A 13,013-nucleotide genomic window follows, 5' to 3' on the forward strand; every position below is an offset into this window, starting at 1 on the left:
GATCCGGGCCATCAAAGCCAACGGAGACCGAGCCTATGATTCCGCGCTATTCCCGCCCCGAGATGACCGCCATCTGGGACCCCGCCAACAAATTCAAGATCTGGTTCCAGATCGAAGCCCACGCCTGCGACGCGCTGGCCGAGTTGGGCGTGATCCCCAAGGACGCGGCCAAGGCCGTGTGGGAAAAGGGCGACAAGCCCTACACCGACGCGCGCATCCAGCGCATCGACGAGATCGAGATGGAAACCAAGCACGATGTGATCGCGTTCCTGACCGAGTTAGCCGAACACGTCGGCGAGGAATCGCGCTTCGTGCACCAGGGCATGACCAGCTCCGACGTGTTGGACACGTGCCTGGCGGTGCAGATGACCCAGGCTGCGGATATCTTGCTCGACAACCTCGATGAGCTGTTGGCCGCGCTGAAAACCCGCGCCGAGGAAACCAAGCACATGGCGTGCATCGGCCGCAGCCACGGCATCCACGCCGAGCCGACCACCATGGGCCTGAAGTTCGCGCGCTTTTACGCCGAATTCGCCCGTGGCAAAGAGCGCCTGTTGGCCGCGCGCCGCGACATCGCCACCTGCGCCATTTCCGGCGCGGTCGGCACCTTCGCCAACATCGACCCGCGCGTCGAAGAGTACGTCGCCGAAAAGCTCGGCCTGAGCCCGGAGCCGGTGTCCACCCAGGTGATCCCGCGCGACCGCCACGCGATGTTCTTCGCCACGCTCGGCGTGATCGCCAGCTCGATGGAAAACATCGCCACCGAAATCCGCCACCTGCAACGCACCGAAGTGCGCGAGGCGCAGGAATACTTCGCCCCCGGTCAAAAGGGCAGCTCGGCGATGCCGCACAAGCGCAACCCGATCCTGACCGAAAACCTCACCGGCATGGCGCGCATCGTGCGCATGGCGGTGACCCCGGCGCTGGAAAACGTGGCGCTGTGGCACGAACGCGACATCTCGCACTCGTCGGTCGAACGCATGATCGGCCCCGACGCGACGGTGACGCTCAACTTCGCGCTCAAGCGCCTGATCGGCACGGTGGCCAAGCTGGTGGTGTATCCCGACAACATGATGGACCAGCTCAACAACTTCGGCGGCATCCACGACGCCCAGCGGGTGCTGCTGTTCCTCACGCAAAACGACGTGTCGCGCGAAGCGGCCTACAAAATCGTGCAGCGCAACGCGATGCTGGTATGGAAAAGCTTCGGCATCGACCCCGACAACCCCGACCGCACCCCGGAACTCAACGACGTCGAAAAAGGCGCGGTGGACCACGACAACCGCCTGTTCTACTTCCTGTCCCATGACGAGGATTTGAAAGCAGCGCTGGATGTCGAAGACCTCAAACGCCTGTTGGATGAAGACAGCATCAGCTATCACACCAAACGCGTCGACGACATCTTCAAGCGCGTGTTCGGCTAAGCCGCACCCGCCTTAACCACCGACCCAAAACGCCGCCCCGCCACACTGGCCGGGCGGCTTTTTTTGTGGGAGCACGCCCATTATAGGAATATTGTCTTGACAATCATAGGGTGCTGTGATAGACACAAACTCGCACCTAAAATTGATGCAGGGACAATCGGCATGCATCGCATCACGGCTTTTGCACAGTTTATCTTCCGCCACAAAGGGTGGACGGTATTGGCGGTGTTTTCCACCGTTTTGTTTGGTGCCGAGTGGTATTTTCTGTCTCAGCCATCCCCCGAACCCGCAATTCGCGTTTATCGCCACTTTCTCGCTCAAGTTGGTGACCGGACGTATCTCATTCATCGTGAGTACGCCAAGATGGAAGACGGGGTCTATGACGCCATTAACTTACATGCGTCCATGCCGGATTTGGAGCCATGGACATTTGAGGACGAAAAAAATAGGAAGCCGGGCTATCCGCGCCAGATCGATTTCGGCATTACAGACAGATCTGTTGAAGTCGCAGGTGCCCCGGACCTCGGTTATATCGAATGGACACTCGACAGAATTATCCGCATCAACGAACGCGATAAGACCCACTTTCCAGATGAAGGGCCACTTCTTGATTTCCCCAAGGCTTGGAAAACCTTCATTGCGAAAAATGAGCATCGCGAAAATACACTCATCGATGCCAGCCATCTGCTGAATTGGGCATTCAGTTCCCCCGATCAATCGTCTGACAGCACCTACATCATGTTTCGGGCCAAAAGGCTGGTGCTGCGGATGAACTGCCACAAACCGGTAGAGGGCAAATCTCCCCAGTGCTCCCTCTCATTCCATGAGCCAGGGGTGCCTTACAGCATCCACGCCCAGTTCAACGCGATCCATCTGCAGGACACACTCGTCATTCTTGAAAAAATTAAAATGAAACTCGCTGAGTTCGACCGCAAGGCGGCCCCCTACCTCCCCCTAAACGCTCCCCTTGGAGATAACAAATGAGCTACGACAAGAGCCACTTCTCAGATCGAAAAGTTTCCCGGAAAGCTTTGCAAAAAGCCTATGAACTGCATCATCAAGGACGAATTGCAGAAGCATATGCGGTCTTGGCCCGCGAAGGCGACGAGTATGCCGCCGACGCGGCTCAAATCCTCGGGTCAGAGCCTTCATTTTTTAAATCTGTTGTTGAAAATTATTGGGACTTGGCGGTCGGTGCAAAAATCCGAAAAGACAAATGGATACCGACGGCGCGACAACATCAAAAACAGTATTTAGATGGGATGCGAGAAAACCAAGCACACCTGCCTAAATCGAATTTTATTGAAGAAAGCTACAAGACTGCTGCTGAGCTTAACGAATTACCAGAAACTGTCTCTGTCGATCTGGTGCTCAATAACTTCACCCGCAATCAGTCATTCCTAGATTCGATGGTTGACGCCACGAAAGCACAATCACGCATTTTCAATGCCGATTCCCGATACGGCATCCAAGAAGCTGCCGAATACTTGCCCAATTGGGATTCCGTTATCTTAAAAGCGGACCGACGCGCCCCTGGCTGGACCGAAACCAGCCTACCCAGTTACGACGCACTGTCCCTAACCCTCAATGCTGGACTGGGGGCCATGACCGATTACCCTCAAGACGTGATCAATTACAAACGAGCAAACGCCAATTATCTCACCTCCAAACAACGCCAACTGGCGAAGCAGGGAAAACTGAGGCGGGAAGCCCCGGCATCTGCACAGGTCTCTCAACCCCAGAGCTTTGGTCAGCGCTACGGTTTGTCACCCTCACTGTCAAACAAAGACATCGTGTCGATGCTAGAAACGAAGCTGAACAGACCTTCGCTTCTCAAAGAACCTACTGTAAAAACCATAACACCCACCGCCCCCACTTCCGACGTCATCACCGCCGAAGACGGTCATTTGATCGGCTTTGCCGAGCGACATGGTTTGGGCTGGCGCGATGTTTGGGAGCTGAACAAGGAGACTATCCCCAATCCGAACGCAGTACAGGCCGGCACCACCTTGAACTTGCCGAACAAGCGGAGCGTCAACAAGGCCCAGGCCCCTGACGCCAACGCATTCATGACCACGCAGGCCGCCCCCACAAGGCGGGCGCAGACGCAACCGCGCTTGGCTGCGGGCGGATATGTCAAAGACTATGTGTCCGCGGGGCCGCAACCTGCTGCCAAGCGGACAGCAACCCGCAACGCCAACACGGCGGGTTTCAATATGGACTTGCTGAGCACGTCGGCGCACAAAGCCGCGCGAGGCGATTACAGCGTTACTTTGGGGGGGCTGGTCTGCGGTGGAGAAAACACGCGCCGGATCACCTAGGTCACAACGTAATGACGGACTGCTCGGCAGCACCAATGATGCGCAATCCGTCGATGCCCGCACCGACCGCCAACTGGCTCAACAAGCGCGCCAAGCTGCCGCCGCGAAGGTTCAGACAAACCAGGATCAGGCCCCGCGCGCGGCGGATGAAGAAGAGGCTCTGGTGAGCACACCATCGCCGGCGCGTCGTGCGCGCGTGGAAAAGCTCGGCGAGAGTGCCGCCACAACGAGCTTGGCGAACCAAAATGATCTGACATCCGATTCCGCTAATGCCGCACCCGGGTCCGCCAATCAAAGTGCGCGCGCCGCCAATGCAAACGCACACGCACGCGCCAACGCCGCCACCACGGCGAAAGAACGCGGTGCAGCACGTCACGAAGCAGCGACCAGAACCGCGAATGGCCAAGACACGGCTCGGTATGGAGAAAAGGGCAACGTTTTAGATAGCAACGGCGACACGGTCGGTGTCAGCTTCGATCGCTTTGGCCGTGCGACCAGTGTGGGCGGTCAAAAGGTCAACGCGAACCAGACCAACCAAGCGCGCAACAAAGACGGCACGTATTCATTCGATGCCGATGGAAACGGTGCGGGCGACGCGGGCGGCACGGTGATTTGCACCGAACTCTATCGCCAAGGTTTGATCGATAAGCATGTGTACAGGGCAGATCAACGTTTCGGCCTGCGGCTGCTGCGCAACGACCCGGACGTCATCGCCGGCTATCATTTTTGGGCCCAGTCGGTCGTTCATCTGATGCGGAAATCGCGGCTGTTTACGCAGATCGTCTACAAAAGCGTCGGCGAGGCCTGGGCCCGGGAAATGGCGCTGCGTGAAGGCTTGAACGGCATCGGCACCGTGCGCGGAAAGTTGGTGATCGCGATTGGCATTCCCGTCTGCCGGGCGATTGGGCGGGCTTTGACTGCCCTGCGCAAGGGGGCCTCACAACTGGCATAAATGAAAAAACCCGGCGAGGTTTGACCTCGCCGGGTTTTCAATGCATTAAGCGAAAGCTGGAAAGCTTAGCCGTGGTCACCGCCCAGCGGTTCGAAATCGTCTTTGACTTGATCCATGGCGACGCCCATCAGGCGTTCGAGTTCGGTGCGCACGTCGTCTTCACTGACGGTTGTACCGTGGGTCTTGAAATCGCCCATGACTTTGCGGATGACGTCTTCGTCGCCCGGCTCTTCCAGGTCGGCGAGCACCACGGTCTTGGCGTAGGCGTCGACTTCCGCGCCGCTCATCCCCATTTTGGCCGCCGCCCATTGGCCGAGCAGCTTGTTGCGGCGGGATTGCGCCTTGAACTTCAACTCCTCGTCCAATTTGTTCTTGGCTTCGAAGCTCATTTCGCGGTCATGAAACTTGTCAGACATGCAACCGTGTCCCTTTAGTCACGTGGCGGACGTCACAAGGTGTCGACGTGCGGCGCCAGAGTAAATACGTGGGCTTCCTATGGATCTGGGAAGCGCCTGCTTAAATGTATGGGGGTCCGCGCCAAAGCGCAACCACATCCCATGAAACTCGGCCGCAATGTGCCATTTCACATAACAAAGGGAAAGGGTTTTTTACTCGAAAATCCGCTATAAACTCGGCCTTATGTGCACCGTTGTCATTTTACGCCGCCCCAACCACCCCTGGCCCCTGATTTTAGCCGCGAACCGCGATGAAAACCGCGGCCGCCCGTGGCGGACGCCCGCGCGCCATTGGCCGGACCGCACCGACGTCACCGCCGGATTGGATGTTCTGGCCGGTGGCACCTGGCTGGGGGTCAACGATTACGGCGTGGTGGCGAGCGTGCTCAACCGCCCCGGCACCCTGGGCCCCGCGCCGGACAAACGCTCGCGTGGGGAACTGCCGCTCGAAGCCTTGGATCACGCCGAAGCCAGCGCCGCGGCCGAAGCCCTGGCGCACCTGGACCCGGCGGCCTACCGCCCGTTCAACATGTTGATCGCCGATGCCCGCGAAGCGTTCTGGATCGCGGCCCGGGCGGGCGAACGCCGCGTTCACGTCGCCGAGGTGGGCGAAGGCCTTTCGATGCTCACCGCGCACGACCTCAACGACGACGCGGGGTCCGCCCGCCAACGCCACCACCGCCCGAAATTCACTGCTGCCACCCCACCGGATCCCGACTCGAGGGACTGGGAAAGCTGGCGCATGCTGATCGAAAGTCGCGAGACCGCGCCAGACGGCGGACCCGACAGCGCCATGCTGATCGAAATGGACGATGGCTTCGCCACCTCGTCGAGTTCGCTGATCGCCCTGAGCAAACCCCGCCCGCACCGCCAAGACCACGAACCTTCGATCATTTGGCGGTTTCGCGGCGGCCTGCCGGAAGATACGTCCTGGACCACGATCGGTGGCCTGTGATCCCCAAAACACCCCTTGCCGCAGTTCTACAGGCGCTTTACTGTTTAATATGACTTTTATTCGATCTCAACCGTCCTCCTTGGATGGCAGAAATCCCCCCCGGGTCATTTCGCGCCACGAAACGTCATGACGTCGTATTTCCAATTTCTCACGTCGGCACAGGACCCATCCATCGCATATTTGGGCACATACGATCCCGTGCTGGTGGTCGTATCTATTTTGACCGCCATATTCGCTTCGTTTATGGCGCTGCAATTGTCCGGGCGCATCTCGCACGCGTCATCGTTTGCGAAAAAAACGATTTGGCTGGCGCCCGGCGCCTTGGCGATGGGCGGCGGGGTCTGGGCCATGCACTTCATCGGCATGTTGGCCTTCAGCCTGCCGTGCGGAATTTCATACGACCCTCTCATCACCCTGGCGTCCATGGTGCCCGGCATCTTGGCCAGCGCGGTGGCGCTGTGGGTGATCAGCCACACGCAGATATCGGCCATGACACTGGCGTTGGGCGGCACGCTCATGGGCGGGGGCATCGGCACCATGCACTATTCGGGCATGGCCGCGATGCGTTTGGACGCGGTCATTTATTACTCTCCCACACTGTTCGCACTCTCCATATGCGTCGCCGTGCTGCTCGCCATCTTGGCCCTTCACGCCAAATTCGCCTTGCACAACCGTGACACGGGCCTTCCGGAATGGGCGCTGACCTTGCTCAGCGCCGTGTTCATGGGCGGCGCGGTTTCGGGCATGCACTACATCGCAATGGAAGCGGCATTCTTCATCCCCGCTGGGGACACCTCGACGGCCGCTCCGGGGCTGGCGCCCACCGTGTTGGCCGTCGGCATAGGCACGGTGACCGTCATGGTGGTCGCGCTGACGCTTGCCGCGACCATTTTGGCCCAGCACATGGAAACCATCGCCAAGCTGGAAACCGAAATTCAAGAACGCAAGCGTGCCGAAGATCAGATCCAGCGCCTTTCGCGCGCCGTCGAGCAAAGCCCCGCCGGGGTGGTGATGACCGATTTGAACGGCACCATCGTGTACGTGAACTCGCGGTTCACCGAAATGAACGGCTACACCCTCGCAGACGTGATCGGAAAATCGCCGCGCATTCTCAAATCCGGGCGCACCTCGAACCAGGAATACGCCAACATGTGGGCGACGATATCGCAGGGCCATGAATGGCGGGGCGAACTGTACAACAAACGCAAAGACGGCAGCTTTTATTGGGAATTCCTGTCCATCAGCACCATCCGCGACGCGAACGGCGAACCGATCAATTACTTAGGGATTCAAGAGGACATCACCGAAACCAAGTCCGCGATGAGCGCGCTTCAACACGCAAAAGAGGACGCGGAATACGCCAACCACGTCAAATCGCAATTTCTCGCCTCCATGAGCCACGAACTGCGCACACCGTTGAACGCCATCATCGGCTTTTCCGAAATGGTGATGAGCGAACTGTTCGGCCCGGTGGGCAGCCCCAAATACCTTGAATACACCAAGGACATTCACGATTCGGGGGAACATCTCTTGGAACTGATCACCGACATCTTGGACATGTCGAAGATCGAAAGCGGCAATCTGCAGCTCAATGAAAGCCAAGTGGAAATTTCACGCATCGCGGAAACCTGCCGAAAACTGGTGAACAGCCGCGCCAACGACAAGGACATCACCCTGCTGGCCGACCTGCCCAACCCGTCGCCGGTGGTGATGGGTGATTCGGTCCGCTTGAAGCAAATTTTCATCAATCTACTGACCAACGCGGTCAAATACACGCCGCGTGGCGGCGACATCGCCATGGACATCGGCATCGATGAGCGCGGCGGCTTGAAGATCACCATCGCGGACACGGGAATCGGCATGTCCGAAGAGGATATTCCCCGTGCGCTGGAGCCGTTTTCGCAAATTGGCGACATTATGTCGGCACCCAGCGAAGGGGTCGGCCTGGGCCTGTATCTAACGCGTTCATTGGTGGAAATGCATGGCGGAATACTGCATATAGACAGCAGTCTGGGCCACGGCACGACCGTAACCGTAAGCCTTCCGCGCAGCAGGGTGCTCGATACCGGCGGCAGCGTGCCCATTTAACCGCCCGGCCATGCGGGGAAAAGCGCCTCAAAATAGCTTTGAAACATTGTTTTGCCGCCGTCCAAGTGCTATATCACCCCCTTCTTAAAGGCGCGATGGGCTCACGGTGAAAGTGCGCTCCCGGGCCACCAACGGAAAGCAGATATCATGGCCAAACGCAGGCAGCTTTATGAAGGCAAGGCAAAGGTGATCTTCGAAGGTCCCGAGCCCGGCACCGTGGTCCAATATTTCAAGGACGACGCCACCGCTTTCAACAACAAAAAGCAGGGCACCATCACCGGCAAAGGTGTGCTGAACAACCGCATCTCCGAGTACTTGATGACCAAGATCGCGGATATCGGCATTCCCACCCATTTCGTGCGTCGCCTCAATATGCGCGAACAGTTGGTGCGCGAAGTTGAAATCATCCCCATCGAGGTGGTGGTGCGCAACATCGTCGCAGGCTCGCTGGCGAAGCGTTTTGACATGCCCGAAGGCACGCCGCTGCCGCGTTCCATCGTCGAGTACTATTACAAGTCCGACGCGCTGGACGATCCGATGATTTCCGAAGAGCACATCACCGCGTTCGGCTGGGCCACCCCGCCCGATATGGATGAAATCATGTCCATGTCGCTGCGCATCAACGATTTCCTCACCGGCCTGTTTTTGGGCATCGGCATCCGTTTGGTGGATTTCAAGCTGGAATTCGGCCGCGTTTGGGATGAAGAGCAAATGCGCATCATCCTCGCCGACGAAATCAGCCCCGACAATTGCCGCCTGTGGGACATGAACACCAACGAGAAGCTGGACAAAGACCGCTTCCGCCGCGACCTGGGCAATGTCGAAGAGGCCTACCAGGAAGTCGCACGGCGTCTCGGCATTTTGCCGGAATCGGGCCCTGGCGATCTCGCCGGACCGGACACCCTGCAGTAACGTCTCAACTCACTCAGGCCGAGGCAACCCTCGGCCTGAGTTCGTTTCTACGATCAATCAGAGAGCATCTCAGAGAGCACCCATGAAAGCCAAAGTTCACGTCACCTTGAAAAACGGCGTCCTCGACCCCCAGGGCAAGGCCATCGAACACACCCTCTCCTCGCTCGGCTTTGGCGGCGTCAACGAAGCACGCCAAGGCAAGTTCATCGAACTGGAACTGGCCGAGACCGACGCGGACAAAGCCCGCGCCCAAGTGGACGAGATGTGCAAAAAGCTGCTCGCCAACACGGTTATCGAGAACTACACCATCGACATCGAAGGCTGAGTCCCATGAAAGCCTGCGTCATCGTATTCCCCGCCTCCAACTGCGACCGCGACATGCAGGTTGCGCTGGAGCAATCCCTTGGCTCCCCCGTCGACATGGTCTGGCACCGCGAGACCGATTTGTCCGGCTACGATCTGGTCGCCATTCCGGGTGGCTTTTCCTACGGCGATTATCTGCGCTGCGGCGCCATGGCGGCGCGTTCGCCGATCATGGCCGAAGTGGTCAAGCACGCGAACCGCGGCGCACCGGTGCTCGGCGTGTGCAACGGATTCCAGGTGCTGTGCGAAAGCGGCCTGCTGCCGGGCGTGCTGATGCGCAACGCAAACCTTAAGTTCATCTGCAAAGATGTGAAACTGAAGGTCGAGCGCAACGACACCGTGTTCACCAGCGGCTACGATGCCGGCGAGATCGTCACCTATCCGGTGGCGCACCACGACGGCAACTACTTCACCGACGCTGAAACCTTGAAAGCCATCGAAGGCAACGGCCAAGTGGCGTTCCGCTACGTTAAGAACCCCAATGGTTCGATCAACGACATCGCCGGCGTGCTCAACGAGGCCGGCAACGTGCTGGGCCTGATGCCGCACCCCGAACGTCTGGTCGACCCGTTGCTGGGCGGCACCGACGGACGGCCGATGTTCGACGGCCTGATCAAAAGCATTGCGGCCTAAGGGGGAGCAACAGACATGACCACCATCACCCCCGAAATCGTCAAGGAACACGGTCTCAGCGAAGACGAGTACCAAATGGTGCTCGACATCATGGGCCGCGAACCGAACCTCAACGAATTGGGCATTTTCTCCGTCATGTGGTCGGAGCATTGTTCCTACAAGTCGTCGAAAAAGTGGCTTAAGACCCTGCCGACCAAAGCGCCGTGGGTGATTTGCGGCCCGGGCGAAAACGCCGGCATCATCGACATCGGCGACGACGACGCGATCGTCTTTAAGATGGAAAGCCACAACCACCCCAGCTACATCGAACCGTACCAAGGTGCGGCGACGGGCGTCGGCGGCATCATGCGCGACGTGTTCACCATGGGCGCGCGGCCCATCGCCAACTTGAACGCCCTGCGTTTCGGCGTACCGGATCATCCGAAAACCCGTCACCTCGTGCATGGCGTGGTCGAAGGCATCGGCGGCTACGGCAACTGCATGGGCGTGCCCACGGTGGGCGGCGAATGCGAGTTTGATGCCAGCTACGACGGCAACATCTTGGTCAACGCCATGTGCGTCGGCCTGGCGGACGCCAAGAACATCTTCTATTGCGCCGCTGCGGGCATCGGCAATCCGGTGGTTTACGTCGGTTCCAAGACCGGCCGCGACGGCATCCACGGCGCGACCATGGCGTCGGCCGAATTCACCGAGGATTCGGAAGAAAAACGCCCCACGGTTCAAGTCGGCGACCCGTTCACCGAAAAGCTGCTGTTGGAAGCATGCCTGGAATTGATGCAGACCGACGCCATCGTCGCCATTCAAGACATGGGCGCGGCGGGTTTGACCTCTTCGAGCTTCGAAATGGCGTCCCAAGGCGGTGTCGGCATCGACATGAACCTGGACAACGTGCCGCAGCGCGAACAGAACATGACGCCTTACGAGATGATGCTGTCGGAATCTCAAGAGCGCATGCTGATGGTGCTGAAACCCGGCAAAGAAGAGATGGCCAAAGCCATCTTCGAAAAGTGGGAATTGGACTTCGCCATCATCGGCGAGCTTACCGACACCGGGCGCATGCGTCTGTTCCACAAGGGCGAAATGGTCGGTGATCTGCCCATCGACCCGCTGGCCGAAGCCAGCCCCGAGTACGACCGTCCGCACGTGCCGACCCCCAAGCGCCCCGATATCAAACCTGAAGACGTCGCTGCGCCGGCCGACATCATGGCCACGATCAAGACCTTGGTCAGCACCCCGAACGGCTGTTCCAAGCGCTGGATCTGGGAACAGTACGACCACATGGTCATGGGCGACACCACGGGTTTGGGCCGTCCCGGCGGCGACGCCGCGATGGTGCGCATTCACGGATCGAACAAGGCCGTCGCCATGTCGTCCGACGTGACGCCGCGCTATTGCGTCGCCGATCCCATCGAGGGTGGGCGTCAAGCGGTTGCAGAAACCTATCGCAACATCACCGCTACCGGCGCGTTGCCGTTGGCGATCACCGACAACATGAATTTCGGCAACCCGCAGCGTCCGGAAATCATGGGCCAATTCGTCGGCGCGGTTCAGGGCATCGGCGAAGCGTGCATTGCGCTCGACTATCCGGTCGTGTCCGGCAACGTGTCGCTCTATAACGAAACCAACGGCCAAGGCATTCTGCCCACCCCGACCATCGGTGGCGTGGGGCTGATCAAGGACGTCAGCAAGGCCGTAGGCATGGGCTTTGTCGCCGAAGGCGAAGCGATCGTGCTGATCGGTGAGACCGCCGGACATATGGGCGCGACCCAGTACCTGGCGGAAATCGAAGGCCGCAACGAAGGTTCCGCCCCGCACGTCGATTTGGTGGCGGAACGCAAGAACGGCGATTTCGTGCGCAGCCAGATCCTCGACGGCCACATCACTGCCTGTCATGATCTGTCCGATGGCGGCCTTGGTGTCGCCCTGGCGGAAATGGCGATGAAGTCCGGTCTTGGCGCCAACGTCGAAGACCAAAGCGGCGCGTTGCCTTTGCATGCGTGGTTGTTCGGTGAAGATCAGGCTCGCTACCTCGCCACCACCCGCGACGCCGATGCCCTGTTGTCCGCGGCGGCACGCGCCGGCGTGGTTGCCAGTAAAATCGGCGTGGTCCAAAGTGATGCCTTGACCATTGCAAACGCAGGGACCATATCCGTTAGCAACTTGTCTGAGGCCCACGAAGCCTGGATGCCGGACTACATGGCCCACCCGGATTACGAATAAGTCCGGTTTTAATTTAGAGGAGATACCCCATGGCGATGGAAGCCGCTGAGATCGAACGCCTGATCAAGGAAGGTTTGCCCGATGCCGAGGTTTACATCGAAGACCTGCGCGGCGACGGCGATCACTACGCCGCGCGCGTGGTGTCGAAAGCCTTCATCGGCAAATCCCGTGTGCAACAGCATCAAATGGTCTACGCCGCACTGAAAGGCAGCATGGATCAAGCCCTGCACGCATTGGGCCTTCAGACCTCAGCTCCCGAAGACGCTTAAGCGCCGCGCAGAGTGCAATTCAAAAGGATTTATGAAAACATGAGTGACAATCCCGTATTCGACCGCATCAAATCTGAAATCGACAGCACCGACGTGGTGCTGTTCATGAAGGGCAACCCGATGTTCCCGCAGTGCGGTTTTTCCGCCGCAGTCGTCGGTGCGCTGAGCACCATGCAGGTCAAATTCAAAGGCATCGACGTGCTGCAAGACATGGAAATCCGTGAAGGCATCAAAGCCTATTCCAATTGGCCGACCATTCCGCAGCTCTACGTCAAAGGCGAATTCATCGGCGGTTGCGACATCGTCAAGGAAATGTACCAAACCGGCGAACTGCAAAAGCTGTTCGACGACAAGGGCATCGCCTACCAAGCCGCTTAATTCGGCTGACGCCCACCGCACTTCTGAAAGGCCGCTCCTCACC

Annotated in this window: 13 protein-coding genes; 12 read left to right on the forward strand and 1 reads right to left on the reverse strand. The window is 58.9% G+C overall.

The window, feature by feature from the left end; all coding sequences use genetic code 11:
• The first annotated feature begins 35 nt into the window (after nucleotides 1-35).
• From purB to VIN96_RS02045, 4 genes are all read left to right on the forward strand, one after another.
• Entirely contained in the window at nucleotides 36-1,424 is a 1,389-nt protein-coding gene (purB, locus tag VIN96_RS02030) for an adenylosuccinate lyase (RefSeq protein WP_331893759.1), read from the forward strand.
• Between the two features lie 162 nt (nucleotides 1,425-1,586).
• Nucleotides 1,587-2,408 (forward strand): hypothetical protein, encoded by an 822-nt coding sequence (locus VIN96_RS02035; protein ID WP_331893760.1) that lies wholly within the window; start codon nucleotides 1,587-1,589, stop codon nucleotides 2,406-2,408.
• Entirely contained in the window at nucleotides 2,405-3,745 is a 1,341-nt protein-coding gene (locus VIN96_RS02040; RefSeq protein ID WP_331893761.1) for a hypothetical protein, read from the forward strand. The genes VIN96_RS02035 and VIN96_RS02040 overlap by 4 nt, the downstream gene beginning before the upstream one ends.
• A complete protein-coding gene (locus VIN96_RS02045) occupies nucleotides 3,717-4,697 on the forward strand; it encodes a hypothetical protein (RefSeq protein ID WP_331893762.1) in 981 nt (326 codons plus the stop codon). The genes VIN96_RS02040 and VIN96_RS02045 overlap by 29 nt, the downstream gene beginning before the upstream one ends.
• Nucleotides 4,698-4,762: 65 nt before the next feature.
• Here VIN96_RS02045 and VIN96_RS02050 read toward each other — a convergent pair whose 3' ends face one another.
• The gene (locus VIN96_RS02050; RefSeq protein WP_331893763.1) at nucleotides 4,763-5,113 is read right to left on the reverse strand and encodes a DUF1476 domain-containing protein; all 351 of its coding nucleotides are present in this window, start codon (nucleotides 5,111-5,113) and stop codon (nucleotides 4,763-4,765) included.
• Nucleotides 5,114-5,336: 223 nt separating this feature from the next.
• On the opposite strand from VIN96_RS02050, the gene VIN96_RS02055 reads away from it, so the two are divergent.
• The 8 genes from VIN96_RS02055 (at nucleotide 5,337) to grxD (ending at nucleotide 12,970) form a co-directional block, all read left to right on the forward strand.
• Nucleotides 5,337-6,107 (forward strand): NRDE family protein, encoded by a 771-nt coding sequence (locus VIN96_RS02055; protein ID WP_331893764.1) that lies wholly within the window; start codon nucleotides 5,337-5,339, stop codon nucleotides 6,105-6,107.
• Nucleotides 6,108-6,233: 126 nt separating this feature from the next.
• Nucleotides 6,234-8,195 carry an MHYT domain-containing protein gene (locus VIN96_RS02060; RefSeq protein WP_331893765.1) on the forward strand — a complete coding sequence of 654 codons (1,962 nt, stop codon included), beginning with the start codon at nucleotides 6,234-6,236 and terminating at the stop codon, nucleotides 8,193-8,195.
• Nucleotides 8,196-8,342: 147 nt separating this feature from the next.
• The gene (gene purC, locus VIN96_RS02065) at nucleotides 8,343-9,107 is read left to right on the forward strand and encodes a phosphoribosylaminoimidazolesuccinocarboxamide synthase (protein WP_331893766.1); all 765 of its coding nucleotides are present in this window, start codon (nucleotides 8,343-8,345) and stop codon (nucleotides 9,105-9,107) included.
• Nucleotides 9,108-9,189: 82 nt separating this feature from the next.
• The gene (gene purS, locus VIN96_RS02070) at nucleotides 9,190-9,432 is read left to right on the forward strand and encodes a phosphoribosylformylglycinamidine synthase subunit PurS (RefSeq protein ID WP_331893767.1); all 243 of its coding nucleotides are present in this window, start codon (nucleotides 9,190-9,192) and stop codon (nucleotides 9,430-9,432) included.
• A gap of 5 nt (nucleotides 9,433-9,437) precedes the next feature.
• Complete coding sequence (gene purQ / locus VIN96_RS02075) at nucleotides 9,438-10,103, forward strand: phosphoribosylformylglycinamidine synthase subunit PurQ (RefSeq protein ID WP_331893768.1); 666 nt, start codon at nucleotides 9,438-9,440, stop codon at nucleotides 10,101-10,103.
• Between the two features lie 15 nt (nucleotides 10,104-10,118).
• Nucleotides 10,119-12,323, forward strand: coding sequence for a phosphoribosylformylglycinamidine synthase subunit PurL (gene purL, locus VIN96_RS02080; protein ID WP_331893769.1), 2,205 nt, complete (start codon nucleotides 10,119-10,121; stop codon nucleotides 12,321-12,323).
• Nucleotides 12,324-12,352: 29 nt separating this feature from the next.
• Entirely contained in the window at nucleotides 12,353-12,592 is a 240-nt protein-coding gene (locus VIN96_RS02085) for a BolA family transcriptional regulator (RefSeq protein ID WP_331893770.1), read from the forward strand.
• A gap of 39 nt (nucleotides 12,593-12,631) precedes the next feature.
• Nucleotides 12,632-12,970 (forward strand): Grx4 family monothiol glutaredoxin, encoded by a 339-nt coding sequence (gene grxD, locus VIN96_RS02090; RefSeq protein ID WP_331893771.1) that lies wholly within the window; start codon nucleotides 12,632-12,634, stop codon nucleotides 12,968-12,970.
• Nucleotides 12,971-13,013 lie beyond the last annotated feature (43 nt).

The organism is Magnetovibrio sp., from assembly GCF_036568125.1.
Classification (GTDB): Bacteria; Pseudomonadota; Alphaproteobacteria; order Rhodospirillales; family Magnetovibrionaceae; genus Magnetovibrio.

Coding starts and splice junctions, on each gene's coding strand:
- purB (WP_331893759.1), top strand. CDS start 36: ATGATTCCGCGCTATTCCCGCCCCGAGATGACCGCCATCTGGGACCCC.
- purQ (WP_331893768.1), top strand. CDS start 9,438: ATGAAAGCCTGCGTCATCGTATTCCCCGCCTCCAACTGCGACCGCGAC.
- VIN96_RS02050 (WP_331893763.1), bottom strand. CDS start 5,113: ATGTCTGACAAGTTTCATGACCGCGAAATGAGCTTCGAAGCCAAGAAC.
- VIN96_RS02040 (WP_331893761.1), top strand. CDS start 2,405: ATGAGCTACGACAAGAGCCACTTCTCAGATCGAAAAGTTTCCCGGAAA.
- VIN96_RS02085 (WP_331893770.1), top strand. CDS start 12,353: ATGGCGATGGAAGCCGCTGAGATCGAACGCCTGATCAAGGAAGGTTTG.
- VIN96_RS02055 (WP_331893764.1), top strand. CDS start 5,337: ATGTGCACCGTTGTCATTTTACGCCGCCCCAACCACCCCTGGCCCCTG.
- VIN96_RS02060 (WP_331893765.1), top strand. CDS start 6,234: ATGACGTCGTATTTCCAATTTCTCACGTCGGCACAGGACCCATCCATC.
- purL (WP_331893769.1), top strand. CDS start 10,119: ATGACCACCATCACCCCCGAAATCGTCAAGGAACACGGTCTCAGCGAA.
- purS (WP_331893767.1), top strand. CDS start 9,190: ATGAAAGCCAAAGTTCACGTCACCTTGAAAAACGGCGTCCTCGACCCC.
- VIN96_RS02035 (WP_331893760.1), top strand. CDS start 1,587: ATGCATCGCATCACGGCTTTTGCACAGTTTATCTTCCGCCACAAAGGG.
- grxD (WP_331893771.1), top strand. CDS start 12,632: ATGAGTGACAATCCCGTATTCGACCGCATCAAATCTGAAATCGACAGC.
- purC (WP_331893766.1), top strand. CDS start 8,343: ATGGCCAAACGCAGGCAGCTTTATGAAGGCAAGGCAAAGGTGATCTTC.